The organism is Rhizobium sp. WYCCWR 11128 (assembly GCF_013416305.1).
Taxonomy (GTDB): domain Bacteria; phylum Pseudomonadota; class Alphaproteobacteria; order Rhizobiales; family Rhizobiaceae; genus Rhizobium; species Rhizobium indicum.
Genome location: NZ_JACCEZ010000002.1, coordinates 865,605 through 890,852 on the forward strand (window position 1 = coordinate 865,605; position 25,248 = coordinate 890,852).

Genomic DNA, 25,248 nt, shown 5'->3' on the forward strand with positions numbered 1-25,248 from the left:
GTTTGTTTCATTTTTTTTGCGGGGAGGCATCATTGCGAAAAAGAGCGACGGCCAAAGAGGTCGCGGATGCGGCAGGCGTCTCGAAGTGGACGGTCATCCGGGCATTTACGCCGGGCGCCTCGATCACCGAGGAAAGCAAGCGTAGGGTTCTCGAGGCGGCGGCCGTGCTCAACTACACGCCCAACCTGCTCGCCCGTAGTCTCGCGACCAATCTGACGCATCAGGTCGCGGTCTTCGTCGACGACTTCGCCAATCCCCAGAAGCTGCCGTTCCTGGAAACCCTGACCGAACGTTTGCAGGCGGAAGGCCTGGTCGCGGTGCTGATCAATATCAACAATCACTTCGATCACGTCCATGCGCTGCTGAACGCCGATCAGCGTCAGGTCGACGCCGTCATCCTCTTCGGCACCGCCTTTCGCAACGAAACGCTGAGCGACCGGCAATTGGGCAGGGGCATGCCGCCGATGTTCGTCCTGGCTCGTGACAGCCAGATCGACGGCGTGCCGGCCGTCGTCTGCGACGCCGAACTGGCGCTGCGCGACATTGTCGACCACCTCTATGAAAGGGGATACCGGCGTCCCGGTTTCATGACCGGTGCGCCGGCGCTATCGACGGCGCTGCGGCGCCGGCAGCATTTCATCGATTTCTGGAAGGGGAAGGGGGTGGACGAGATCGCCATTCTGTCCGCCGACAGATACAGCGCCGAAGCTGGGGCAGGATCCGTCCGTCACTATCTGAACGACATCGACCCGGCCGCAAGGGTCGACGTCCTCATGTGCGAAAATGATATCCTCGCCCTCGGAGCGATGGACGAGATCCGCGGCAATTTCGGACTGCGGATACCTGATGACATCGCCGTCGTCGGCTTCGACAATTACGAACTCGGCGGCGCCTCCTGCTACGGCCTGACGACCTATGAGCAGCCGAGGATCGAGATGGTGCAGGCGGTCATCGGCATGATCAAGGGCCGGCTGGAGCCGGAAACCGTAACCCTTCCCGGCAAGCTGGTCGTGCGAACATCCACATAGGCCATTTCCACATGGGGCGCTCCTTTTCGCGGCCACCAAGCGGCACTCTCAAGACATATCTCGGAGGAAATATCGATGACTGGACATATCACTGCCTTGCCCGTTGGCGTGCGTCTGGCGGTCAGTCCGCTGTCATGGGCCAACGACGTTCTGGAAGACCTCGGCGCCGACATATCGCTGGAAACCTGCCTCCGGGACGCTGCCGAGAGCGGCTATGAGGGGATCGAGCTCGGGCGGAAATTCCCGCGCGAGGCAGGAGCGCTCCGCTCGCTGCTGGACAGCCATCGGCTTGCTCTCGCATCCGGATGGCATTCCGGCGAGTTGGCCGAGCGCAGTGTCGACGACGAGATGAAGGCCGTTGCCGGGCACGCCGCGCTGCTGCGAGCGATGGATTGCAAGGCGATGGTCTATGGCGAAGTCGCGATGATGACGCCTGGATCGCCGCTGGATGCACCGATGTCGCAGCGGTTGCGCATGCCGGCGGCCGAAGTGGCGGGATATGCCGGGCGCCTGACCGATTTCGCCGGACGCCTGGCGACGGAATATGGTCTGACGCTTGCCTACCACCATCACCTGATGATGGTCGCCGAAACGTTCGACGAGATATCGGCAATCTTTGACAAGACAGGCTCGGAGGCGGGACTGCTTCTCGATACCGGCCATGCCGTCGCCGGCGGCTTCGACTATGCCAGGCTGATCGATCGGTTCGGCGATCGCATCGTGCACATTCATCTGAAAGACATTCGAGGTCCTGTTATCGACGAGGTGCGTGCGGGTGACATGAGCTTCAATGCCGGCGTGCGCGGGGGCATGTTCACCGTCCCCGGCGACGGCATCATCGATTTCAAGCGGCTTGCCCGTTTCGTCAGGGACAGCGGCTATCGCGGATGGCTGGTCGTCGAAGCCGAGCAGGACCCCGCCGTCGCTGAACCACGCCCCGCCGTCGAGCGGGCATTTAAGCATGTGCAGGCAAATTTCCGGAGCTGAGCCGATTTCTTCGCGGCATGATATCCTCGCCGGAAACCGATCCCTGCGCGCCGGCGTTCTCCTTCCATGGCCGAAACGAAATCCCCCGCTGATCACAACGAGGCGCCGCCGAGTGAAGACGGTGTGAAGCCGGGCGCCGACATTTCCTTCTCCTATGACAGGATGACTGTCGAGCAATTCCGAAGACGTTTCCCCCGTGCCCGCTGGAGTGATGCCCGCAAGGCCTGGTTCGTTCCCGGGCGGACGGCGTCCCGCCGCATCGGGCGATGGCTTGCCGAGATGGAGGCTGAAGCCGACGCCCATGCGGATGCGAAGGGCCGCGACGCCTTCGCCTTCGATCCCATCGACAGTTCTTACCTTGAACTCGGCAAGGCAGGCTTTCGAATTCGCACGCCGTATTCGAAGACCGTCGTCGACGAATTGCGCGAAGTGCCATTCTCGCGATGGGACGGCGATCTCAAGATATGGCACGTTCCCTTCCGGTCCTATGAGGAACTCAGACGCCGGTGGCAGGAGATCGAGGCGGCGGCGCGCAGAAACGAGCCAGAGGAGAGACGGCGTCGAGCCGAGGAGCGGAAGGGGACCGAACAGGATATACGCAGCAAGCTCCGCTCTGCGGAACGGAAGCGTCATCGCTACCCGCTTCAGAGCGACGACTTGCCGCCGATAGGCCGCCCTGTGGTCACCGCCTACGGAATCGTCGTCTTTACCGAGATCACCGGCGAACTGGTCGACCCGAACGTCGTTACGGACTTCTATGCCGGCGTGACCGAGGATCATGTCTGGGGATATTGGCGGGTCCCCACATTGGAAGAACTCGTCCGCACCTGGCCTGCGAAGATGCCACCAGTTCAAGACGCCGAGTGGTGGCTGCCGACGATCGAGGAACTGAGGCCCGCTCGTCGCACGGCCAGATTGCGCGAAGCCAGGAAGCGCGCGAAGGCGCCGTGACCACAGCTTGCCACTGCATATTCCTTGAATCGGTTCCGATTTAGGGAATTATTCAGGGCTCAGTTCAGTACTGATAGTCCTCGAACACCGGTTCCACGGAGCCCCGCCAGCGGCCGTGATAGAGCGACAGCAGATCCTCGGCGAGTGTCGCCTTCTTGGCGAGCACCTCTTCGAGAGGCGCCAGGAAGATGCTCTCGTCCTGGCCTTCGCGGTTGAGCCTGCCCCGCGCCTTGAGGCCGGCCCTTGATATGCCGATCACCTCGCGCGCCATGTCGAAGAGCGGATGTCCGCGGAATTGCGCCTTCAACCCTTCGGCGGGAACGGCGTTGCGCAGCGCACCGATCTCGGCAAAGCTCCAATCCTTCGTCAACTCGTCGGCGGCGTCGAGTGCCGCATCGTCGTAAAGCAGGCCGACCCAGAAGGCCGGCAAGGCACAGATGCGGCGCCATGGGCCGCCGTCGGCGCCGCGCATTTCGAGGAAACGCTTTAGCCGCACGTCGGGGAAAAGTGTCGAAAGATGGTTTGTCCAGTCACCCATCGTCGGCGCCGGATCGGCGACCTCGCCCTTCAATGCGCCGTTCATGAACTGGCGGAAGGTGACATGGGTGCAGTCGTGATAGCGGCCGTCGCGGACGATGAAATACATCGGCGCGTCGAGCGCCCATTCGGCATAGTCACGGAAGCCGAAATCGTCGCGGAAGGTGAAATCGAGCAGGCCGGCGCGCCGGTTGTCGACATCGCGCCAAATATCGCCGCGCCAGGAGAGCAGCCCGTTCGGCTTGCCTTCGGTGAAGGGCGAGGATGCAAATAGAGCGGTCGCCAGCGATTGCAGCTTCATCGAGACGCGCATTTTCTTGCGCATGTCGGCTTCCGAGGAGAAATCGAGATTCACCTGGATCGTGCAGGTGCGGTACATCATGTCGAGACCCTGGGTGCCGACCTTCGGCATATAGCGGGTCATGATCTCGTAGCGTGATTTCGGCATCTGCGGGGTTTCCGCATAGGTCCATTTCGGACTGCCGCCGATGCCGAGGAAGCGGATGCCCATCGGTTCGGCGATTTCGCGCAGCGTCGCCAGATGCTGGTTCGATTCCCGACAGGTCTCATGGATCGTCTCCAGCGGTGCGCCGGAAAGTTCGAACTGGCCGCCAGGCTCGATCGAGATCGCGCCCATGCCGTTCTGCTCGGCAAGCCCGATGATGTTGCCGCCGTCGGTGATCGGCTCCCAGCCGCTTTTTTTCTGCAGGCCGGTCAAGAGGGCCGAAATGCTGGCATCGCCGAAATAGGGAACCGGGCTGTTGTCGGCGCGAAAGAAGGCGAATTTCTCGTGTTCGGTGCCGATCCGGAAGCGCTCCCGCGGCTTGTTGCCGGCCGCGATATAATCGGTCAGATCCTGGACCGAAGAGAGCGGTGTCTGGTCGGTAGTGTCGCGGGCCATGCGGGATACCTGTATTCAAAAAGGCGCCCAGGGGGCCGGGCAATTGGAAGGGTGATTTGGACCCAAGCCACCCATGTTGCAAGTGAAATTCTTTCAATGACGCATCAAAAAAATAACAGTGATTTCCATGTCAACCCGTTTTCGATCTTAGTTCCAGTCGCCGATCGCGGCCTGGACCACTGCCAATGCCGCAACGGCTGCCGTATCGGCCCGCAGGATGCGCGGTCCGAGCGGAATGGCGGTGACGAAATCGAGGCTTCGAAGCCGCGCGCGTTCCTCTTCCGAAAAGCCGCCTTCCGGCCCGACGAGCAAAGCGAGATGTCTTTCCTTGATCGCCGACAGCACCGGCAGCGGGTTTTGCCCGGCATCGCCCTCGTCGCAATAGATGATGCGGCGCTCGCTCGGCCAGCGGTCGAGCAGGTCGAGAAGCCTCACCGGCTCGGCCACATCGGGAATGCCGAGGATGCCGCATTGCTCCGCCGCCTCGACGACATTGGCGCGCAGCTTGTCGAGATTGGTGATCTTGCCCTGGACGTGCTGGGTCATGACCGGCTGCAGCAGGCCGGCTCCCATTTCGACCGCCTTCTGCACGAGATAGTCCAAGCGGCCGACCTTGAGCGGCGCAAAGAGGTAGTGCAGGTCGCAAGGCAGCGGCTGCGGCCGCGTCTCTTCGGTTGCCGTCAAAAGGATGCGTTTGCGCGTGGGGAAGGTAAGGGTCGCCTTCCACTCGCCGTCGCGGCCGTTGAAGAGCAGGATCTCCGCACCGTCCTCCATCCTCAGCACATTGCCGAGATAGTTGAACTGATCGGCATTCGCCTCTACGACGGCGCCGCTGGAAAGCGGCGCGTCGACGAAAAGCCGTTGCATACGGAAATTGGCGCGCATTTAAAAAACTCGGGATCTCAGACGAAGAGCGCGAACATAACCCAATAAATCATTGCCGCAAGCGCTGCCGAAACCGGCACGGTGACGATCCAGGCGGCGATGATCGTCATGAAATGCGAACGGCGCACGAGATAGCGCCGCCGGGTCTCGTGGATATTCGGCTCTTCCGGCTCGTCAATGTCCCAGCTTTCGGCCTTGCGTCTGATATAGGCGATGCGGGCCTTCGAATGGCGCGTGTACCATTCGCGGAAGAAGCCGACGCCGAAAACGGCGCCGACGGCGATATGCGTGGTGCTGACCGGCAGGCCGAGCCAGGAGGCGACGATGACGGTGAAGGCGGTCGACAGCGCGACGCAATAGGCCCGCATCGGATTGAGCTTGGTGATCTCCTCGCCTACGAGCCGGATGAGGCGCGGCCCGAAGAGCAGCAGGCCGACGGAGATGCCGAAGGCGCCGATCAGCATCACCCAGAGCGGCGGATGCCCGACGCCACCGTCTCCGCCGATGCCGACCGAATGGACGATCGCCGAAAGCGGCCCGACCGCGTTCGAAACGTCGTTGGCGCCATGCGCGAAGGACAGCAGCGCTGCGGAGCCGATCAGCGGCAGCTTAAACAGCACCCGCAGCGAGCTGTTGCGGTTTTCGAGATCCCGCGCTTGGGCGAGAATGAGCGGCCGGGCGGCAAGCCAGCTCACCAGCCCGATGCCGATCCCGATGAGGATGATGGTGAAAGACTGAAACCTGCCCGTGGGCGACAGCTGCAGCACCATATAGGCCATGAAGCCGCCGGCCATCACCGCGACCAGCACCGGCACCCAGCGCTGTGCGGCCGCGATTTTGTCGTCGCGATAGATGATCAGGGTCTTGACGAGATAAAGCAGCCCGGCCGCGATCAGCCCGCCGATCAGCGGCGAGGTGATCCAGCTCGAGGTGATCTCCAGCATCACCCGCCAGTTCACCGGCTCCGGCCCGACGGCTGAGATGCCGGCGCCGATCACCGCCCCGACGATCGCATGGGTGGTGGACACCGGCGCGTTCATCCAGGTTGCGAGGTTGATCCAGAGGGCCGCCGCCATCAGGGCCGCCATCATGATCCAGCCGAGCAGCGCCGGCGGTACCTGGACGGCGTCGACAATGTTTGCGGAAATCGTCTTGACGACCTCGCCGCCGCCGATCGTGGCGCCAAGAACTTCGAAAATCGCGGCGATGATGAGTGCCTGGCCCATCGTCATGGCGCGCGCGCCCACGGCGGCGCCGACATTGTTGGTCACGTCATTGGCGCCGATGTTCATCGCCATGTAGCCGGCAAGGGCCGCCGCCGCGATGACGAGCATCGCTCCCGGCCGGTCGAATACGTAGACGCCCGCAAAGAGCATGGCCAGACCGACGAAGATCAGCCCGAGACCAGGCGTCACCAGCCGCCGCAAAACATGCTTCGCCGCGTCCTCGGCATGGGTGATCTTGTCGAGGTCCTTGTCGAGCGTGCGTTTCGTGAGGACTGCGGGACGTGGCGGCATTCTTTTTCCTGAGGATGAATCTGCTTCTACGCTGCTTTCCTAGCAGCGCAAGATGGCAGGATTCATTCTGCCGGAATTTGTTTCACTTCTGGAATTTGTTTTGCAGCCTTGGCCGAAAGCCTGTCGGCCATCCTTTGTTTGAAGGCGAGGAAAAGGTGGCGGAGTTCCGGTTCGCGCACGCGCCCGGCCGCCTCGTCGAACGAGACCCATTCGATGCGGCGCTCGCCCTTTTCCTTGAAGTTTTTCGCCATGTCGGTGACTTCGAGTGCATAGACCTGCACCTTGCAGATCACCTGCACGCCGTCGCGCAGCACCTTCGAATAAGTGTAGGCGCCGAGCGTCTCCGTTTCGACGACGCCGCGGACGCCGGCCTCCTCGAAGGCTTCCTGCATCGCGACCTCATGGGCGCATTTGCGCGTCATCGGCCAGCCCTTGGGAATGACCCAGCGGCCGGTATCGCGGCTGGTCATCAACAGTACCTCGACCTCGCCGCTCTTCTTCTTTACCCGATAGCAGAGCGCACCATATTGCTGTCGCGGCGGACGCCGGAACATCAGTTGCACATCGGAAGCCAGTCGGGCGAGAAGAGTCAATTGTCGGGTCACCTTCGCAGTCGTCGTTAGGAATCACTCATATAAGTATATCACGGAAAGCTTACTCAATCCAAAATAGGCGTGACGATCGAAACGCGATTTGATCGCCGTTCATAGGGAAATCGAGGTGGGACAGGTTCGGAAAATCCGCCACATCCTGTCTCGAATGCGTCACATTGCACAGCTGTACAATATGGCGTGATCTTGCCTTTCGTTCAATGGCGAGATCTAGTGATCCACTATGATTTTGTGAATGTCGTCTCCATGCGTCTTCCACCGCTCAATGCCATCCGCGCCTTCGAGGCCGTCTGCCGTCACGGCAGCATTCTGAAGGCTGCCGAAGAGCTGAATGTGGTGCGCGGCGCCGTGCGCCAGCAGATCGACACGCTGGAGAATCACTTCGGTCGCAAGCTCTTTACGCGTGACGGCCGCAGGCTGGTCCCGACCTTGCAGGCCAGCGTTTTTGCAGCCGCCGCGAGTGCGGCTTTCGACATTCTACAGCGCGCCGCTTCGGAACTCGAAGGTGTGGTGCCAGGCCGCATCCGCCTTGGCGTGCCCTCCGCCTTCGCGGTCTGGTGGCTGATGCCGCGCGTCGGGGACATGCAGGCGAGCCTCGGTCATACCGTCGACATCGTGCCGATGACCGTGGTCGAACCGCTGCAGATGCATCCCGAATTGGACGCTGTGATCATGGGCGGCGAATACCGGCCGGCCGCGGGCATCACCGCCCTGCGGTTCATGGAGGACGAATTCGGCCCGGTCGCGACGCCTTCGCTTGCCGCGACACTATCGAGCGGCCCGGCGGCAATGGGTGCGCTGACGATGCTTGTCAGCCGCAGCGTTCCGAAGCTCTGGGACGAATGGTTTGCCGAAAGCGGCACGCCGCCGGTCGTCTTTTCCCGCGCCCAAGAATTCGAGGATCTGCTGCTGGCGCTGGCTGCTGCCCGCTCCGGGCTTGGCATCGCGCTTGCGCCACGCGCTTCGATCGAAGACGATCTCCACCGCGGGCATCTGGTCGCGCCCTACGGTTTCATCTCCCGGCCATCGGGCTATAGCCTCTGCTGCCGCACGCCGGATGCGAAACGGACGGCCTTTGCCGCCTTATCCGGCTGGCTGCTTCGTTGCGGGACACCGGCCTGAAAGGGCAGATTTTCTGCCCCTTCGCCAGAATTACTTCCATATTCGCCGCCCTGTTGCTCGGCTAAAAATAGCACCAACACGCAAATAGGAAAGAGATGATGGAAAAGAGCGCAACCCGCATCGACTGGATCGGCAACAGCTGCCGGCTGCTTAAGGCGACGGCCGCCGAATTCGAGCGGACGCGTCCTTTCGAGGCCCTGTCGATCGGCACCGGCATTCATCTGGAGCCGAAGACGGTAGCGCTGCTGATGACGCTTCGCGCCGGCGGCGCCCGTCTCGTCTGCACCGGCAATCTCAACAGCACCCAGCCTTCGACGGTCGAATTCCTGCGTTCCCAAGGCATCACGGTTTTTGCCTCGCAGACGACCGATCCCGCCGCGCATCATCAGAGCCTCGAAGCAGTGATCGCCGAACAGCCCGATTTGCTGCTCGACAATGGCGGCGATCTTTTCGCCATCGCGGCGGAAAAAACCTACGCCAATCTCCGCGGCGGCACCGAGGAAACCACCTCCGGCCGCACCCGGCTGCTGCCGCTGCGCGAGCGCCTGAACATGCCGATCCTCGTCATCAACGACAGCCCGATCAAGCAGTTCGCCGAAAACAGGCATGCCGTCGGCCAGAGCCTGTTCGAAAGCTACCTGCGCTTCACCAACCGCTCCACCAACGGCAAACGCGTGACGGTCTTTGGCTACGGCGCTTGCGGCAAGGGCACGGCCGCCTGTTTCCGCAATGCCTTTTCCACCGTCAGCGTCGTCGATACCGATCCGGTGACGACACTCGAAGCCCATCTCGACGGCTTCGTCACGCCGCTGCGCGATGCGGCGATCCGCTCGGCAGATATCATCATCACCGTCACGGGTTTTGCCGGTATCGTCACGGCGGCCGACCTGCCGCTCGTCAAGGATGGCGCGATCCTGATGAATGGCGGTCATTTCCCGCATGAGATCGATGTCGAGGCTTTCCGCCGCCATCCCGATATCGTCGGCATCGACCGCTATGAGGCCGATCACATCGAGACCTTCCATCTCGGCGACGGCCGCTCCTTCCATGTGCTGGGTGGCGGCCACATGGCCAACCTCGCCGGCCCGCGGCCGCTCGGCAATACCGTCGAATCGATGGATCTCGGCTTCACCCTTCAGGCCCGCTGCCTGGAACGCATCGCCAGGGGCGAAGCCGGTCCCCAATCCTGCCTCGTGCCTGTGCCCGCCGATATCGATGCGATGGTGGCGAACGCCTATCTCGATCTGGCGCGCTGAAGCGGCGTCAACGCTCCCAATAGGGGACAGGCCCATAAAGTTCCGCCAGATAGTCGATGAACAGCCGCACCTTGGCCGGCAGGAACTGCCGGCTGGGATAGACGGCCGACAGCGCGACATTGTGCGAGCTCTCATAGGCCGGCAGCACCTGCACCAGCCGGCCACCCTTGAGCTCTTCGCCGATATCCCAGGTGGAGCGCAGCGCGATCCCGAGGCCGGCGATCACAGCCTCGCGGATCACCTCGCTGGAATTGGTGATGAGCAAGCCTTCCGGCCTGAGACTCAGCGCCCCGTCCGGCCCCTTCAGCCGCCAGGTGTCGTTATTGTGGGCCGGCAGGCAGCGATGGTGTTTCAGCTCGTCGATGTGCTTCGGCTCGCCATGCGCAGCAAGGTAATCCGGCGAAGCGCAGAGCAGCCGGCGCACCGGCGCCAGCCGCCGGGCAACGAGGCTCGAATCGGTGAGTTCGGCGATGCGGATCGCCAGATCGAAGCCGCCGCCGACGATGTCGCTGAATTCGTCGGTCAGCACCAGGTTGATCGCAAGCTCCGGATGCGCCTCCATGAAATCCTTCAGATACGGCGCGATATGCATGCGCCCGAAGGAGGTCGGGGCTGAGATCTTCAGCGTGCCGTGCATCTGCGCCGAGCGGCCGGAAATATAGAATTCCGCCTCTTCGAGCCCGGCGAGAATGCCGAGAACGCGGTCGTAGAAGCCCTGTCCGGCCTCCGTCAGCGAGATCTGCCGCGTCGTGCGCTGCAGGAGCCGGGTACCGAGCCGGTCCTCCAGCCGCTTGATGCGTTTGGAGACGACGGCCGGCGAAAAGCCGAGCGCCCGCCCGGCGAGCGACATGCTTCCGGTTGAAACGACCTTGGCAAAGATTTCGAGATCACCCAGATTGGTCATAAGGTTTTGCGATTTTTTCCTCTTTTGGCATAAGTGCTTAGCATTTGCGCCACTTTCGGGAAAGTGCTAGAGCAATTCTAGGAAAAGTGCGAAGCGGTTTTCCGTCCGGAATTGCGTCAAAACAAAAAGTTAGAGCGGTTCTGCGCTTCCATGAAAAGCTGAACCGCTCTAAACCGGTCTATCGGCGGCAGGGAGGTTCGCGGCCGGTTTCCGTTATCATCTTCCCGCTGTCATTCCCCGTCGTCAGGGCCAGGGAGAACGCCATGTCCGACGCCATTTCGTTTCTCGAGCCGCGCGCTGACGTGCTGGCGCGCCGAGCCCAGATCGTTGCCGATCTGACCGATCTTCTGCCGCCGGAATGCCTGGTGCATGAGGCGCGCGAGCTGGTGCCGTTCGAGACCGACGCCTTCGTGTCCTACCGCCGCCTGCCGCTCGCCGTCGCCCTGCCGCGCACCACGGCTGAGGTTTCCGCCGTCATGCGCTATTGCAACCGCTACGGCATTCCCGTCGTGCCGCGCGGTGCCGGCACTTCGCTCTCCGGCGGCGCCATTCCGCAGGAGGATGCCGTCGTGCTTGGCCTGTCGAAGATGAACAGCATCCTCGAAATCGATCTGCCGAACCGCGTCGCCGTGGTCCAGGCCGGCGTCACCAATCTTAATATTTCCGAATCCGTCTCCGCGGACGGCTTTTTCTATGCGCCCGATCCGAGCTCGCAGCTCGCCTGTACCATCGGCGGCAATATCGGCATGAATTCCGGCGGCGCCCACTGCCTGAAATACGGCGTCACCACCAATAATCTGCTCGGCGTCAGGATGGTGCTGGTCGACGGCACCGTGATCGAGCTTGGCGGCAAGGCGCTGGATGCGGCAGGCTACGACCTACTCGGCCTCGTCTGCGGCCACGAAGGCCAGCTTGGCATCGTCACCGAGGCGACGGTGCGGTTGATCGCCAAGCCGGAAGGCGCGCGCCCGGTGCTCTTCGGCTTCGAGAGTTCGGAGGAGGCGGGCGCCTGCGTTGCCGATGTCATTGCCGCCGGCATCATCCCGGTTGCGATCGAATTCATGGACAAGCCGGCGATCGAGATCTGCGAGGCCTTCGCCCATGCCGGATACCCGCTCGATGTCGGCGCACTGCTGATCGTCGAGGTCGAGGGGTCGGAAGCGGAAATGGACGCCGCGCTGAAGGACATCGTCGAGATCGCCCGACGGCACGCTGTGAAGACCGTGCGCGAATGCCAGTCGGCGACCGAGGCGGCATTGATCTGGAAGGGTCGCAAATCCGCCTTCGGCGCCACCGGCCGCATAGCCGACTATATCTGCATGGACGGCACCGTGCCGCTCAGCCAGCTCTCCCACGTGCTGAAGCGGACCGCCGAGATCGTCGATCATTACGGCCTGCGCGTCGCCAACGTCTTCCATGCCGGCGATGGCAATATGCACCCGCTGATCCTTTTCAACGCCAATGATCCCGATGATGCCGCCCGCGCCGAAGCGGCCGGCAACGATATTCTGAGGCTCTGCGTCGATGCCGGCGGCTGCCTGACCGGCGAACATGGTGTCGGCATCGAGAAGCGCGACCTGATGCGGCACCAATATTCCGAGGCCGATCTCACCCAGCAGATGGCGGCGCGCGCTGCCTTCGATCCCGGCTGGCTCCTCAACCCGTCGAAGGTCTTCCCGCTCGAAGGGCGCCCCGCCGCATGATCGATCTGATGCCGAAGACCGAGGAAGAGGCAGCAGTGATCGTCCGCGCCCATGCGGAAAGCGGCCAGCCGCTCGCGATCTGCGGCGGCGATAGCCGCTCGGGCTTCGGCAATGCGGTTGCCGCCGAGGACCGGCTGCGCTCGACCGAAATCTCCGGCATCGTCGCCTATAATTCCGGCGAAATGGTCATGACCGTCCGATCGGGCACGCCGCTGGCCGAAGTCGAGGCGGCACTTTCGGAGAACGGCCAGATGCTCGCCTTCGAGCCGATGGATCATCGCCCTGTGATGGGCACATCCGGCGAGCCGACCATCGGCGGCGTCTTTGCCGCCAATGTCTCCGGTCCGCGCCGGCTGATCGCGGGTGCCGCCCGCGACAGCCTGCTTGGCGTGCGCTTCGTCAACGGCAAGGGTGAGATCATCAAGGCCGGCGGCCGGGTGATGAAGAATGTCACCGGCCTCGATCTCGTCAAGTTGATTGCCGGCTCGCACGGCACGCTGGGCTTCCTCACCGAAGTCACCTTCCGTGTGCCGCCGCGCCCGAAGACGGAGCGGACGGTGGTGCTATCGGGTCTCAACGACGCCGAGGCGGCAAATGCCATGGCGGCGGCGATGGCCCTGCCGGTGGAAGTCTCGGGCGCCGCCCACCTGCCGCTGACGGTGACGTGGAAATTCCTCGCCGGCAAATTGCCCGAGGGCGAGGCGACCGTTCTGCGCATCGAAGGCCTGCCGAGCTCGGTCGACGTGCGCATCGAAAAGCTTGCGGCGGCCATGTCGGCCTTCGCCAGGGTCACGCGGCTGGAACAGCCGGAAAGCCAGAAGCTCTGGCAGGAAATCCGCGACGTGCTGCCCTATGCCGACGGCAGCGTGCGGCCGATCTGGCGCGTCTCGGTCGCCCCCGGCACCGGCCATCAGCTGGTCGCAGCACTCCGCCTCGAGGCCGCCGTCGACGCCTTCTACGACTGGCAGGGCGGCCTCGTCTGGATGCGCATGGAGGCCGGCCCCGAAGCGGAACTGGTCCGTCGCTACATCAAGGCGCTCGGCGGCGGCCACGCGACGCTGATTCGTGCATCGGGTGAGGCGAGGGCGGTTACACCCGCCTTCCATCCGGAGCCCGAGGCGGTGGCGACGTTGTCTCGGCGAGTGAAGGAAAAATTCGATCCGGCCGGTATATTCAATCCGGGCAAGATGGGGTGAGAAACAAGATGGGTCTGCGTCTGAGGTACCCCCCTCTGTCCTGCCGGACATCTCCCCCACAAGGCGGGAGATTGGCTGGGGGCTACGACTTCCCCAAACAATTCAGGCACTGCGACTCCGACACGGCAGATAGGAAGCGATGGTCCAACCTCTTGCCGATCTCCCCCCTTGTGGGGGAGATGTCCCGCAGGACAGAGGGGGGTATTTCGAGCAGAACCTCCAATATCCCTTGGGAATTCCGCTAGATGCAAACCAACTTCACCCCGACCCAGCTTCTCGACCCCGATGTCGCCGAATCCGAGCAGATTCTGCGCAAATGTGTCCATTGCGGCTTCTGCACCGCCACCTGTCCTACCTATGTGACGCTCGGCAACGAGCTCGACAGCCCGCGCGGCCGCATCTACCTGATCAAGGACATGCTGGAAAACGGTCGCCCCGCCGATACCGAGGTCGTCACCCATATCGACCGCTGTCTCTCCTGCCTTGCCTGCGTCACCACCTGTCCCTCCGGCGTCGATTACATGCATCTGGTCGATCACGCCCGCGCCCATATCGAAAAGACTTACAAGCGCCCGTTCATGAACCGGCTGACGCGCGCCATCCTTGCCGCTGTGCTGCCCTATCCCGGTCGCTTCCGCCTGGCGCTCAATATCGCCCGCCTCGGCCGTCCCTTCGCCGGCCTGATGCGTGGTGGCGCGCTGAAACCCTTCGCCGCCATGCTGGCGCTTGCGCCGCGCCGCATCCCCGCCGCTTCGGACTTCGCAAAACCCGGCAGCTATCAGCCCGAAACGGAACGGCGCGGCCGGGTGGCGATCCTTTCCGGCTGCGCCCAGCCGGTGCTCGATCCCGGCATCAACGCAGCGGCGATCCGGCTGCTGACGCGGCTCGGCGTCGAGGTCGTGGTGCCGGAAGGAGAGGTCTGCTGCGGCTCGCTGGTCCATCACATGGGCCGCGCCGAACAAGCGCTCGAAAGTGCGCGTGCCAATGTCGATATCTGGACACGCGAGATCGACGGGCGGGGCCTCGACGCGATCATCATCACCGCCTCGGGCTGCGGCACGACGATCAAGGATTACGGCCACATGCTGCGCCTCGATCCCGCCTATGCTGCAAAGGCGGCCAGGGTCTCGGCGCTCGCCAAGGACGTCACCGAATATCTCGCAACCCTCGACCTGCCGGCGCACAAGCCGAAGGGCGTCACGGTCGCCTATCATTCCGCTTGTTCCATGCAGCACGGCCAGCGGATCACGCTTGCGCCGAAGCAATTGCTGAAAGCGGCGGGCTTTACGGTGCGCGATCCGGCCGAAGGCCATCTTTGCTGCGGCTCTGCCGGCACCTACAACATCATGCAGCCGGAGATCTCGGCTGCGCTGAAGGCGCGCAAGGTCAAGAACATCGAGGCCACCAAGGCCGATATCATCGCCACCGGCAATATCGGCTGCATCACCCAGATCGCCACCGGCACCGGCATGCCGATCCTGCATACGGTCGAGCTTCTCGATTGGGCCTATGGCGGCGCTGTGCCGGAAAAATTAACAGGTTTGCCGTTAGGCTGAGACCTATTGCAGCGCCGCGCATCTTTTCGAGAGCCGCAAAGGACGCTGTCTCGGGAGGTTGGGCGATGTGGCGTGGAATGATCGTATTTGCGGGACTGCTCGGTGCGGCAGGCACCGCCCATGCCGACAGTCGTTTTTTCTGTTCCGCCGATGACAAGGAAGCGCGCTTCACGCTGGAAAGCGGATTCGAAAGCGCTGCCGGCCACAAGCTCAACCATTTCCGCGGCGCGCTGATCGTCAAGGATCCGGCACAAGAAGCCGTGTTCGGAAAGCGTGTTTTCGAATCGCAGCATCTGACCAACCATTGGTCGCGCAACGGCGAACTGCTGATGGAAGTCTTTGACGGCGGCGAAGATGACACCGGCGGCGCAACGCTGGATCTGGTGGTTGTCGCCGGCGAGCGCGGCAAGCCGTCGGCAAATTTCAGCGGCAGCTATTCCCTGACGATCGAAGGCGGTGAAAAACCCTATGCCGTCGAGGGCAAGGTCAGCTGCGGCACCAAATAGCACCGCAGCTGAAATTTGTTACCAGTGGAACGATACGCCGACGTTGACGGCATTCGTGAAGATGTTGGTCTTCAGGTCCACGCCGCTGTCGATCGGAACGTCGATGCGCGAATAGGTTCCCTTGTATTCGACGAAGGTCGACCAGCGCTCGGTTACCTTGAAGTCGACGCCGGCCTGGGCCTGCAGCGTCACGCCGCCGAATTCATAGGCCCAGGTCTTGCCCTCAGGGCGAATCACTTCGACATGCGGAATGTTCACTCCGATACCGGCGCCGAGATAGGGCGTCCAGCGGCGGGTCGGATCCTGGAAGCGATAGAGACCGTTCACCGTGATCAGGTTCAGGCCGTCGGTGAATTCGAAATGCGACCAGCCGGCCTTGGCGAGCGTATCGTCGTCCGCATAGACCTTGTCATGGGTATAATCGAGCGAGATACCCCAGTTCGGCTTGTTGAAGTTCTCGAGCCACCAGGTGACGCGGGCACCGTAATAAGGCGGGCTGCCGAAGGACTTGCCTTCCCAGCCGGCGGTGAAACTCGTTCCGTCGGAAAGATCGACGCCGCTGTGCGGTGCGGTCTGGTAGCCGCCGTAGATGGAGAATTGCAGGTCTTCCGCCGAGGCGGAAACTGCTGAACAGATGGTAAAAAACGCGATGCCCGCAAGCAGGGAAGCTGAGGAACGCAGCGCAGATGTCATTGAATAGCCCCGAAATAAATATGTCGACTCTTAGGCACGTGTGCCAGCTTTTCGCCGCAAAGTCTAAGCAAAACAAAAGGCGCGTCAAACTGCGCCTTTCGTTTTTTTGGTAAGTGTTGCTCAGCCGCCAAACATGGTGCGCAGCACGTCGATACCCCTGTCCTCGAACGCCACCTTGCCCTGCCTGTTGCCGGGGCCGATGACGATCACCTTGGTGCCGACAGGCGCGCGATCGTAGAGATGGGTCACATCCTGGTTCATCATCCGGATGCAGCCGGAAGACATGTTGAGGCCGATCGTCCAGGGCTGATTGGTGCCGTGGATGCGGAAGATCGTGTCGCGGCCGCCCTGGTAGAGATACATGGCGCGGGCGCCGAGCGGATTGTCCTCGCCGCCTTCCTGGAAAGCAGGAATAATATGTCCTTTGGCGGCTTCGCGGCGGCGCATCTCGGCCGGCGGCGTCCAGCTCGGCCATTCGGCCTTGCGGCCGATCTTGACGACCCCCGACCAGCCGAAGCCGTCGCGACCGACGCCGATGCCGTAGCGGGTGGCGCGATTGTTGCCTTCGACGAGGTAGAGATATTTGTTGTTGGTATCGATGATGACGGTGCCGGTGGCTTCCGTCGTTACCAGGCGCACTTTCTTGCGCTTGAACTGCGGCTTCACATATTTCGGCATCTGCGCGACGCGCACGATCTGCGCCGGGCGCCGTGCATTGTCGGACGCGGAGCCGGCGGGTGCAGCAAAGGCGGATGTGGACATCAAGGATAGGACAAGTCCGGCAGCAGCCAGACCCGGCATTAGTTTGATCATGATCGATTCCCCTCAAGCAAATCCGCTCGAAGCTACATGAACTTCTGCCCGATTCAAGATCGGTGTGGCCGGATAAAGCATTTTTGGAGAAGGGGAGCCGGATGTTCTTGCGGCCCCACTGCATAATTTATCCTCAAATCGGAATCGACTTAAGGAGAAATTATGCAGCAATTTAAAGGATTACAGCGCCCTTTGCGGATCAGAAAAGACACGCGGCGCTGTAAGTATTGCGCCGCCGTTACATGACGATGACGCGGGTCCCGACATTGACGCGGTCGTAGAGGTCGACGACGTCTTCGTTGCGCAGGCGGATGCAGCCGGAGGAAACGGCGCTGCCGATCGACCAGGGGGCGTTGGTGCCGTGGATGCGGTAAAGTGTCGAGCCGAGATACATGGCGCGGGCGCCGAGCGGGTTTTCCGCCCCGCCATCCATGCGCGCCGGCAGGTAATGGCCCTTGGCGGCTTCGCGGCTGATCATCTCGGAAGGCGGTGTCCAATCCGGCCATTCGGTCTTGCGGGTGATCTTGTGGGCGCCTGCCCATTCGAACCCCGGCTTGCCGACGCCGACGCCGTAGCGCCGCGCCTTGCCGCCTTGCATCACCAGATAGAGGAAGCGGTTGTTGGTATCGATAACGATCGTGCCGGGCTTTTCCGTGGTGTCGTAATCGACCATCTGCGGCAGGTATTGCGGTTCGATCGGACGACGGATCGACGGGATGCCGGGATTGATCGCCGAAACGGTCTGCGGTGACACCTGCGGCGCCCGACGGATGATCCGGCGCTGGAAAAGGCCGCGCTGCTGCGGCTGGATGACCGGCCGCTGATAGACGACGGGACGAACCCTGCCGCCGCCCAGCTGGTTGATCCAGGGCGCGGTCAGATCGGGGCTGAGCACGACGGGCGGGCGGGTGGCGTAGCGGTCGTCTGCAAGGGCGGCCGTGGAGAAGATGCCGAAGAGGGCTGCGGCAAGAACAAGCTGTTTCATCATCGGACGAACTCTCTACAAATGACCGAAAATGCGCTGGCGGAGATGTTCCGCCCGGGAATGACGCTGCCACCCGATCCGCCAGCGAATGGTAAAGATCGATTCATGAAAAGCCGACCGACCGGATAAACTTTTCGTCAGGGTTACCGTTCGGTTTGGAAAGACGGTTTGCAAATGGTAAAGCCGGAATCATGAGCAGAGAACGAAGCGGATCCCCGCAGAATGAAGGATCATGAGCGCGACAGGCATCATCATCGGAGAGGACGGCAGGAGCCGCTGCCACTGGCATGCCAATCTGCCCGACTATCTCCGCTATCATGACGAGGAATGGGGCCGCCCTGTCACCAATGACATCCGCCTCTTCGAGAAGATCTGCCTCGAAGGCTTTCAGTCCGGTCTTTCCTGGCTGACGATCCTGCGCAAACGCGAGAATTTCCGCGCCGCCTTTTCAGGTTTCGATTTCGACAAGGTCGCCCTCTTCGGCGAAGGGGATGTCGCTCGCTGTCTTGCCGATGCGGGCATCATCCGCCATCGCGGCAAGATCGTCTCGACCATCAACAATGCCAAGCGCGCAATCGAACTCAAGGACGAATTCGGCTCGCTCGCCCATTATTTCTGGCGCTACGAGCCCGGCCATAACGAGCGGCCGGCGGTGGTCGACCGCGAGCATATCATCGCCAATCCGACGACGCCGACATCGGTGGTCATTTCGAAGGATCTGAAGAAACGCGGCTGGACCTTTGTCGGCCCGACCACAGTTTATGCTTTCATGCAGGCGATGGGTCTCGTCAACGATCATCTGGAAGGCTGCTTCTGCCGGCCCGAGGTCGAGGCGATGCGCACCGCTTTGGTTCGCCCATGAAAGATCATTCCGTGAGAACATTGATCGCCGCTGCTGCCCTTTTCCTTCTGACCGTCTCCGCCATGGCGCAGACGCCGCAGCTCGATCCTGGCGAGAAGCTGGAAAAGCTGCAATTCCCGGCCGTCACCATGCAGTTGAAGGGCTGGACGAAGTTCGGCAATGGCCATGTCTATACGCTGCCGGTGCGCGCCGGCCAGCACCTGAAGATCAGCTTTTCGACGAAAAGCAAATTTGCCTTCCTGGCGATTTTCGACCTGTCGAAACCCGATGACGAGGCCTTCTTCGGCACCGACGAGGACGGCATGAGCTTCGAGACGACGATCAAGGAAAACGCCACCTGGCTGCTGCGTCCCTATTATTCCAAGGTCTCGCCGCGCCGTGGCCTCGGCGCTCCCTTCAGCATCCTGATCGAGCCGCTGGCGGCTGCCCCGCAGCAGCCGAAACCGCCGGCCGAGCCGGAGCGCCCCTCGCTGTTCCCGAAGGCCCCGCCGAAGCCGCAATGAGGCAGAGGTAGCGCCCGGCTTAGAGCAATTCCAGGAAAAGTGCGAAGCGGTTTTCCGTCCGGAATTGCGTAAAAACAAAAGTTAGAGCGGTTCTGCGTTTCCGTTAAAAGCTGAACCGCTCTAGCCGAGCCGGTCGATCAGGTCGCGCAATTCGCCGAGGTGGTCGATCTTGCGGAAACGCGGCGCCTCTTTCGGCTCGTCCACATGTTCCAGCACCCAGGTCAGTTCGTGCGGCACGAAAACGCCGTAGCTGCCGGCGGCGATTGCCGGCACGATGTCCGATTTCAGCGAATTGCCGACCATCATCGCCCGTTCCGGCCCATCGCCGACCTTGGCGAAGATGCGGCGATAGGTGACGGCCGTCTTGTCGGAGACGATCTCGACGGCATCGAAGAAGTCGCCGAGCCCGGATTGGGCAAGCTTTCGCTCCTGATCGAAGAGATCGCCCTTGGTGATCATGACAAGCAGGTATTTGCCGGCAAGCGCCTCCAGCGTGTCGCGCACATGCGGCATGGTCTCGACCGGATGGTTGAGAAGATCGCGGCCGGTATCGAGGATCTTGGCGATCACGCTCGCGGGAACCTTGCCCTCGGTGATCTCGATCGCGGTTTCGACCATCGACAGCGTGAAGCCCTTGATGCCGAAGCCGTAGTGGCGAAGATTGCGTTTTTCGGCTTCCAGCAGCCGTTCGGAAATCTTCGGACCCTCGGCGAAATCGGCAAGAAGCCCGGTGAAATGCGCTTCCGTCAGCCGGTAATATTGTTCGTTCTGCCAGAGCGTATCATCGGCATCGAAGCCGATCGTGGTCAGTGGTCGCGTCGTCATATGCGTACCTCTTAAAATGTGGCCGGCAATCTATCGGCTGCCTGTGTCGAGACAAGGGCGTTCTGGCGCGGCATGCGCGGCGTTGAAAAGCGCCGCCGCCGCACTACATGGAAATCGCCTCACTTGCAGCCAGCCACGGCTGTGCCTGTCATATGCAGGCCAATAATCAAAAAATGAAGTTCAGCAGTTCGCAAGCCCCTCTTGCGGCAGACACAAAGGAATTTTTCGACATGCGTTACAATCAACTCGGAAATACGGGACTTTTCGTCTCGGAAATCTGCCTGGGCACCATGACCTTCGGCGAAGCCAAACAGGGCAGTATGTGGGGCGCCATCGCCGATGTCGACCAGAATGCCGCCGACCGGATCGTCGAGCGCTCACTTGCATCGGGCGTCAATTTCATCGACACGGCCGACGTCTATTCATCCGGCGAGTCCGAAAGGTTGCTCGGCCAGGCGCTGAAGAACCTCGACGTCAAGCGCAAGGACGTCGTCATCGCCACCAAGGTCTACGGCGTCATGGGTGACAAGCCGAACGACCGCGGCGCCTCGCGCGGCCACATCATGGATTCGGTCGAGGCGAGCCTCGAACGCCTGCAGACCGACCATATCGACCTCTATCAGATCCACGCGACCGACACGGTGACGCCGATCGAGGAGACGCTGCGCGCTCTCGACGATCTCGTGTCCCGCGGCCTCGTGCGTTATATCGGCGTCTCCAACTGGCAGGCTTGGCGCATTTCCAAGGCGCTCGGCCTCTCCGAACGCCGGGGATTTGCCCGTTTCGAAACCGTGCAGGCCTATTATTCCATCGCCGGCCGCGATCTCGAACGCGACATCGTGCCGATGATGCAGGAGGAAAAGCTTGGCCTGATGGTCTGGTCGCCGCTCGCCGGCGGTCTGCTCTCCGGCAAGTACGGTCCCGGCGCGCCCGGCAATGGTGAAGGCCGCCGCGCCAGTTTCGATTTCCCGCCCGTCGACAAGGACAAGGCCTGGGCCTGCGTCGCCGTCATGCGCGAAGTCGCCGAAAAACACGGCGTCAGCGTCGCCACCGTGGCGCTCGCCTATATCCTCGCGAAACCTTTCGTCACCACAGTCATCATCGGCGCCAAGCGTGTCGACCAGCTCGACCAGAACCTTGCCGCCGTCAAGCTGAAGCTCGATGAAGACGATATCAAGAAGCTCGACGAGGTGAGCGCGCTTGCGCCCGAATATCCGGGCTGGATGCTGGCACGACAGGGCGCCGGCCGCCGCCCGGCCGATTTCGAGCCGAAGGACTGACCTCGCCAACATAAGTCTTTGGGAACGCCTGGCATTTCCGGCGTTCCCCTTTTCATCAACGATCGACTACTTGCCGTGGGCTTTGAGCCAGGCGTTCATCTCGGCGATCTCGGCCTCCTGCGCCTTGATGACGGCTTCGGCGAGTTTGCGGATATCGGGATCTTTTCCGTATTGCAGCTCGATCTTGGCCATATCGATCGCGCCCTGATGGTGCGGGATCATGCCGCGGACGAAATCCGCATCGGCATCGCCGCTATACTCGATCATCATATCCTTGTGCATCTTGGCATTCGCCTCGCTGAAGGCGTGGCTTGCCGCATCGTGGTTGCCCATCGGCTTGCTCATGTCCATCGGCTTGTCTTCGGCAAGGACGGGAGCGGCGACGATCGCGAGCACTGCGGAGAGGGCGATGATTTTCAGAGACATGAGAGTTCCTTCCTCTGTCTGACATAGGTTTCCAGGTGGCCGAGCCACCTGATTGGCATGGATAGTCGTCGTGTCAGGACAGTCGGGGAGGGGGCGGCTGCGGTGTCGGCTTGTCGTCATCCAGGGCGCGGGCGAGCGCCGGAGCGGGATAGCCGAAAATGGACTTTCCGCCATCCATGACCGTGACCGCCGGTGGTAGCAGCAGGCAGGCGGCGCAAAGCGGCATATGCGCAGAATTGCCGGTGGCGCAGGGGTCTTTCAAGGGAGCGGCCTTGTCCGCCGCCTCGGACATAGCCACGCCGTGCATTTCGTGGTGCATGCCGGTTTCGACGGCGACCGGCGCATTCATTGACGCGCATGTCGGACAGCCCGCCCATGCGGACATGGCGCTGTAGACTAGCCAGCCGAGAAACATCGTGATGAGGGCGAGCAAACGCATGCTGTTTTATAGGCGAAGGCTGGAGACAAGCCAAGCCGAACGGCGATCACATCCCGATCACTGCAGCGCCGCGCGTCTTTTCAGACGCGCAAAGGACGCTGTAACACTTTCAATCCTCGCATCGTGCTAGGCGGCAATGACCTTGTGCTCGATCCTATAATCCTTGCTTTCTTCGCCGAGCGGCGCCACCGGCCATGTCCAGGCGGCTTTTGCCGGCGGCGGTAAAACGCCGTGCAGCAGGTCGGCCTCTTCATGCGTCTTGCCATTGCGGTCGATGACGGCATAGGCGATGTCGGTCACCAGGCAGCTGCGGCAGGGAAGGCCGGAAAGCCCAGCCAGGTGTGCGGCGATCAGCCTTTCCACCGTGTCTGCAGGCATCCGGTCGGTCTCTGCCTCGTGGCGCCGTTTCACGCCGCGACCGATCTGCGACAAGAGGTTGGCGGAAACCACGAAATCGAGATAGGGCACGCCGCGCAGGAAGCCTAGCGGTTCGGGCTCGCGGCCGGCGGCGAGGTCGTCGTAGCCGGAGAGATCGCGCTCGATCAGCCGGACATTGCGATAGCCTTTGGCCGACAGCCACAGGCGCACCGAAGCGAGATGAACGAGATCGACCAGAACGACGGTGTCGAAATCTCGCGCCAACACCTCGATCGGCACGTCGCGCAACAGGCCGGAGCCGAGGACGACGGCGGTCCGCTTCTGCCTGAGATCGGCCGTCGCCGCCAGGATCGCCTTCCGGCTCATCTCCTCATGTTCGGCCCAATCCGCCGCGCAGCGCCCGGCCCGCGACCAGAGATTGACGGAATAGCGGATGAACTTTCGATGCGGCTTGCCGGTCAGCGGCAAGGTTGCGGCATAGAGAAGCGCCTCAGTGATCATGAGCATATCCGCATTTCTGATGGATGCCTTTCGTTCAATCGATTCTCGCAGCCACATCAAGACCCTTCGCCCTTGCCGCTCCCCGCCCAATCCGCTAGGAAACCGCCACTGTCACAGTCAGTGGAACTCCCGGAAATGAACGACAAGCAGAAGAAACCGCAAAAGCTCAAGGCCCGCCTGCCGCGCGGCTTCGTCGACCGGACGGCCGGCGATATCCGCGCCGTCAACGAGATGACGGCAAAGATCCGGGAAGTCTATGAGCACTATGGTTTCGATCCGCTCGAAACGCCGCTGTTCGAATATACCGATGCGCTCGGCAAGTTTCTGCCCGACAGCGACCGGCCGAACGAGGGCGTGTTCTCGCTGCAGGACGATGACGAGCAATGGATGTCGCTGCGTTACGACCTGACGGCGCCGCTCGCCCGTCATGTCGCCGAGAATTTCAACGAAATTCAGCTGCCCTACCGCACCTATCGCGCCGGCTACGTCTTCCGCAACGAGAAGCCGGGCCCAGGCCGGTTCCGCCAGTTCATGCAGTTCGATGCCGACACCGTCGGCGCGCCGGGTGTTCAGGCCGATGCCGAAATGTGCATGATGATGGCCGATACGCTGGAAGCCCTCGGCATCAAGCGCGGCGACTATGTCATCCGCGTCAATAACCGCAAGGTTCTGGATGGCGTGCTCGAGGCAATCGGTCTCGGCGGTGACGACAAGGCGGGGCAACGGTTGAACGTGCTGCGCGCCATCGACAAGCTCGACAAGTTCGGGCTGGATGGTGTTCGCTTGCTGCTCGGCGAGGGACGCAAGGATGAATCCGGCGACTTCACCAAAGGTGCTGGTCTGAATAAAGAGCAAATTGATCGACTGGAAAAGCTCTACGCGATCCAAATCGAAGATCGAAAAGACTATTTCATGTTTATGCCGATTTCAGAGGTCTTGAGCGATGATGTTATCGTCAGTCCGTCAGAAACGATGGCGAACAGCCCACACGTCGGGGACTTGGTCTTAGGTAACCCGCGCGTTCTTGATATTTTTGCTGGTCTATTCCCAGAAAGCGATAAGCTTAAAGAAGGGATTGAAGAACTAAAAATCATAAGCGGCTTAGCCCGGTCTGCAGGTTATGGTACGAAACGAATCCGCATAGATGTTTCTGTCGTCCGCGGCCTCGAATATTATACCGGCCCGGTCTACGAGGCCGAACTGCTCTTCGACGTGACGAACGAAAAGGGCGAGAAGGTCGTCTTCGGTTCGGTCGGCGGCGGCGGCCGTTATGATGGCCTCGTCTCACGCTTCATGGGCCAGCCGGTTCCGGCAACAGGCTTTTCGATCGGCGTCTCCAGGCTGATGACGGCGCTGAAGAACCTCGGCAAGCTCGGCGCCAGCGAGGTCATCGAGCCGGTCTTGGTCACCGTCATGGACGGCGATGTCGAGGCGATGGGCCGCTATCAGAGGATGACGCAGGAACTGCGCGCCGCCGGCATCCGCGCCGAGATGTACCAGGGCAACTGGAAGAAATTCGGCAACCAGCTGAAATATGCCGATCGCCGCGGCTGCCCTGTCGCCATCATCCAGGGCGGTGACGAGCGCGCGACAAGCGTCGTGCAGATCAAGGATCTGATCGAAGGCAAGCGGCTCTCCGGCGAGATCGAGGACAATGCCAGCTGGCGCGAAGCGCGCGTGGCGCAGGAGACGGCGCCGGAAGCCGACCTCGTCGCCAAGGTCAGGGAGATCCTTGCTGCGCAGGCCGAGGATCGGAAGCGAGCGGCCATCGGCTTCGCAATTCCATATGATCCCGCTCAAGTCGGTGACACTGATGACAAAGATTGAGAGGGATCTCCCCTTCTCCCCTCGGGGAGAAGGTGGCCCGAAGGGTCGGATGAGGG

25 protein-coding genes are annotated in these 25,248 nt (G+C 61.9%); 13 read left to right on the forward strand and 12 right to left on the reverse strand.

What is annotated here, in order from left to right; all coding sequences use genetic code 11:
- Nucleotides 1-32: 32 nt before the first annotated feature.
- The 3 genes from HX898_RS11895 to HX898_RS11905 all read left to right on the forward strand — a co-directional run bounded on the left by HX898_RS11895 (nucleotide 33) and on the right by HX898_RS11905 (nucleotide 2,966).
- A complete protein-coding gene (locus HX898_RS11895; protein WP_129418039.1) occupies nucleotides 33-1,028 on the forward strand; it encodes a LacI family DNA-binding transcriptional regulator in 996 nt (331 codons plus the stop codon).
- Nucleotides 1,029-1,103: 75 nt separating this feature from the next.
- Nucleotides 1,104-2,015 carry a myo-inosose-2 dehydratase gene (gene iolE, locus HX898_RS11900; RefSeq protein WP_180194738.1) on the forward strand — a complete coding sequence of 304 codons (912 nt, stop codon included), beginning with the start codon at nucleotides 1,104-1,106 and terminating at the stop codon, nucleotides 2,013-2,015.
- A gap of 66 nt (nucleotides 2,016-2,081) precedes the next feature.
- Nucleotides 2,082-2,966, forward strand: coding sequence for a hypothetical protein (locus tag HX898_RS11905; protein WP_138328936.1), 885 nt, complete (start codon nucleotides 2,082-2,084; stop codon nucleotides 2,964-2,966).
- A gap of 64 nt (nucleotides 2,967-3,030) precedes the next feature.
- On the opposite strand, the gene HX898_RS11910 is transcribed toward HX898_RS11905, so the two are convergent.
- The 4 genes from HX898_RS11910 to HX898_RS11925 form a co-directional block, all read right to left on the reverse strand.
- Nucleotides 3,031-4,404: a glutamate--cysteine ligase gene (locus tag HX898_RS11910; RefSeq protein WP_138328935.1), complete on the reverse strand. Its 1,374-nt coding sequence runs from the start codon at nucleotides 4,402-4,404 to the stop codon at nucleotides 3,031-3,033.
- A gap of 147 nt (nucleotides 4,405-4,551) precedes the next feature.
- A complete protein-coding gene (locus HX898_RS11915) occupies nucleotides 4,552-5,289 on the reverse strand; it encodes a 16S rRNA (uracil(1498)-N(3))-methyltransferase (RefSeq protein WP_180194739.1) in 738 nt (245 codons plus the stop codon).
- Between the two features lie 17 nt (nucleotides 5,290-5,306).
- Complete coding sequence (locus tag HX898_RS11920) at nucleotides 5,307-6,806, reverse strand: inorganic phosphate transporter (RefSeq protein ID WP_138328933.1); 1,500 nt, start codon at nucleotides 6,804-6,806, stop codon at nucleotides 5,307-5,309.
- A 62-nt stretch (nucleotides 6,807-6,868) separates the two neighbouring features.
- The gene (locus tag HX898_RS11925) at nucleotides 6,869-7,399 is read right to left on the reverse strand and encodes an NUDIX hydrolase (protein WP_062943475.1); all 531 of its coding nucleotides are present in this window, start codon (nucleotides 7,397-7,399) and stop codon (nucleotides 6,869-6,871) included.
- Nucleotides 7,400-7,630: 231 nt separating this feature from the next.
- Here HX898_RS11925 and HX898_RS11930 point away from each other — a divergent pair, with 231 nt between their 5' ends.
- Entirely contained in the window at nucleotides 7,631-8,539 is a 909-nt protein-coding gene (locus tag HX898_RS11930; protein WP_138328931.1) for a LysR substrate-binding domain-containing protein, read from the forward strand.
- Nucleotides 8,540-8,637: 98 nt separating this feature from the next.
- On the forward strand, nucleotides 8,638-9,795 hold the full coding sequence (locus tag HX898_RS11935) for an adenosylhomocysteinase (RefSeq protein ID WP_138328930.1): 1,158 nt from the start codon (nucleotides 8,638-8,640) through the stop codon (nucleotides 9,793-9,795).
- Between the two features lie 7 nt (nucleotides 9,796-9,802).
- Here HX898_RS11935 and HX898_RS11940 read toward each other — a convergent pair whose 3' ends face one another.
- On the reverse strand, nucleotides 9,803-10,699 hold the full coding sequence (locus tag HX898_RS11940; RefSeq protein WP_138328929.1) for a LysR family transcriptional regulator: 897 nt from the start codon (nucleotides 10,697-10,699) through the stop codon (nucleotides 9,803-9,805).
- Between the two features lie 263 nt (nucleotides 10,700-10,962).
- Between HX898_RS11940 and HX898_RS11945 the strand changes: the two genes are divergently transcribed.
- The 4 genes from HX898_RS11945 (at nucleotide 10,963) to HX898_RS11960 (ending at nucleotide 15,660) form a co-directional block, all read left to right on the forward strand.
- Entirely contained in the window at nucleotides 10,963-12,402 is a 1,440-nt protein-coding gene (locus HX898_RS11945; protein ID WP_138328928.1) for an FAD-linked oxidase C-terminal domain-containing protein, read from the forward strand.
- Complete coding sequence (gene glcE, locus HX898_RS11950) at nucleotides 12,399-13,598, forward strand: glycolate oxidase subunit GlcE (RefSeq protein WP_138328927.1); 1,200 nt, start codon at nucleotides 12,399-12,401, stop codon at nucleotides 13,596-13,598. The genes HX898_RS11945 and glcE overlap by 4 nt, the downstream gene beginning before the upstream one ends.
- Nucleotides 13,599-13,843: 245 nt before the next feature.
- The gene (glcF, locus tag HX898_RS11955; protein ID WP_180194740.1) at nucleotides 13,844-15,154 is read left to right on the forward strand and encodes a glycolate oxidase subunit GlcF; all 1,311 of its coding nucleotides are present in this window, start codon (nucleotides 13,844-13,846) and stop codon (nucleotides 15,152-15,154) included.
- Nucleotides 15,155-15,219: 65 nt separating this feature from the next.
- Entirely contained in the window at nucleotides 15,220-15,660 is a 441-nt protein-coding gene (locus HX898_RS11960; protein WP_138390698.1) for a hypothetical protein, read from the forward strand.
- 18 nt (nucleotides 15,661-15,678) lie between these two features.
- Here the strand turns inward: HX898_RS11960 and HX898_RS11965 are convergent, their stop codons facing one another.
- The 3 genes from HX898_RS11965 to HX898_RS11975 all read right to left on the reverse strand — a co-directional run bounded on the left by HX898_RS11965 (nucleotide 15,679) and on the right by HX898_RS11975 (nucleotide 18,154).
- Complete coding sequence (locus tag HX898_RS11965; RefSeq protein ID WP_138328923.1) at nucleotides 15,679-16,353, reverse strand: outer membrane beta-barrel protein; 675 nt, start codon at nucleotides 16,351-16,353, stop codon at nucleotides 15,679-15,681.
- Between the two features lie 120 nt (nucleotides 16,354-16,473).
- Nucleotides 16,474-17,166, reverse strand: coding sequence for a L,D-transpeptidase (locus HX898_RS11970; protein ID WP_064651506.1), 693 nt, complete (start codon nucleotides 17,164-17,166; stop codon nucleotides 16,474-16,476).
- A 238-nt stretch (nucleotides 17,167-17,404) separates the two neighbouring features.
- The gene (locus HX898_RS11975) at nucleotides 17,405-18,154 is read right to left on the reverse strand and encodes a L,D-transpeptidase (protein WP_003545770.1); all 750 of its coding nucleotides are present in this window, start codon (nucleotides 18,152-18,154) and stop codon (nucleotides 17,405-17,407) included.
- 229 nt (nucleotides 18,155-18,383) lie between these two features.
- Between HX898_RS11975 and HX898_RS11980 the strand changes: the two genes are divergently transcribed.
- The gene (locus HX898_RS11980; RefSeq protein ID WP_062943465.1) at nucleotides 18,384-19,013 is read left to right on the forward strand and encodes a DNA-3-methyladenine glycosylase I; all 630 of its coding nucleotides are present in this window, start codon (nucleotides 18,384-18,386) and stop codon (nucleotides 19,011-19,013) included.
- Nucleotides 19,010-19,516 (forward strand): hypothetical protein, encoded by a 507-nt coding sequence (locus HX898_RS11985; protein WP_017959138.1) that lies wholly within the window; start codon nucleotides 19,010-19,012, stop codon nucleotides 19,514-19,516. The genes HX898_RS11980 and HX898_RS11985 overlap by 4 nt, the downstream gene beginning before the upstream one ends.
- 120 nt (nucleotides 19,517-19,636) lie before the next feature.
- Here HX898_RS11985 and HX898_RS11990 read toward each other — a convergent pair whose 3' ends face one another.
- A complete protein-coding gene (locus HX898_RS11990; protein ID WP_003545777.1) occupies nucleotides 19,637-20,341 on the reverse strand; it encodes an HAD family hydrolase in 705 nt (234 codons plus the stop codon).
- A gap of 230 nt (nucleotides 20,342-20,571) precedes the next feature.
- On the opposite strand from HX898_RS11990, the gene HX898_RS11995 reads away from it, so the two are divergent.
- Nucleotides 20,572-21,621 (forward strand): aldo/keto reductase, encoded by a 1,050-nt coding sequence (locus tag HX898_RS11995; RefSeq protein ID WP_130738861.1) that lies wholly within the window; start codon nucleotides 20,572-20,574, stop codon nucleotides 21,619-21,621.
- A 66-nt stretch (nucleotides 21,622-21,687) separates the two neighbouring features.
- On the opposite strand, the gene HX898_RS12000 is transcribed toward HX898_RS11995, so the two are convergent.
- The 3 genes from HX898_RS12000 to HX898_RS12010 form a co-directional block, all read right to left on the reverse strand.
- Complete coding sequence (locus HX898_RS12000; RefSeq protein WP_180194741.1) at nucleotides 21,688-22,047, reverse strand: DUF305 domain-containing protein; 360 nt, start codon at nucleotides 22,045-22,047, stop codon at nucleotides 21,688-21,690.
- A gap of 73 nt (nucleotides 22,048-22,120) precedes the next feature.
- The gene (locus HX898_RS12005) at nucleotides 22,121-22,486 is read right to left on the reverse strand and encodes a hypothetical protein (protein ID WP_180194742.1); all 366 of its coding nucleotides are present in this window, start codon (nucleotides 22,484-22,486) and stop codon (nucleotides 22,121-22,123) included.
- A 126-nt stretch (nucleotides 22,487-22,612) separates the two neighbouring features.
- Nucleotides 22,613-23,371, reverse strand: a complete 759-nt coding sequence (locus tag HX898_RS12010; RefSeq protein WP_180194743.1) for a hypothetical protein — start codon at nucleotides 23,369-23,371, stop codon at nucleotides 22,613-22,615.
- 129 nt (nucleotides 23,372-23,500) lie between these two features.
- Here HX898_RS12010 and hisS point away from each other — a divergent pair, with 129 nt between their 5' ends.
- A complete protein-coding gene (hisS, locus tag HX898_RS12015; protein WP_180194744.1) occupies nucleotides 23,501-25,192 on the forward strand; it encodes a histidine--tRNA ligase in 1,692 nt (563 codons plus the stop codon).
- Nucleotides 25,193-25,248 lie beyond the last annotated feature (56 nt).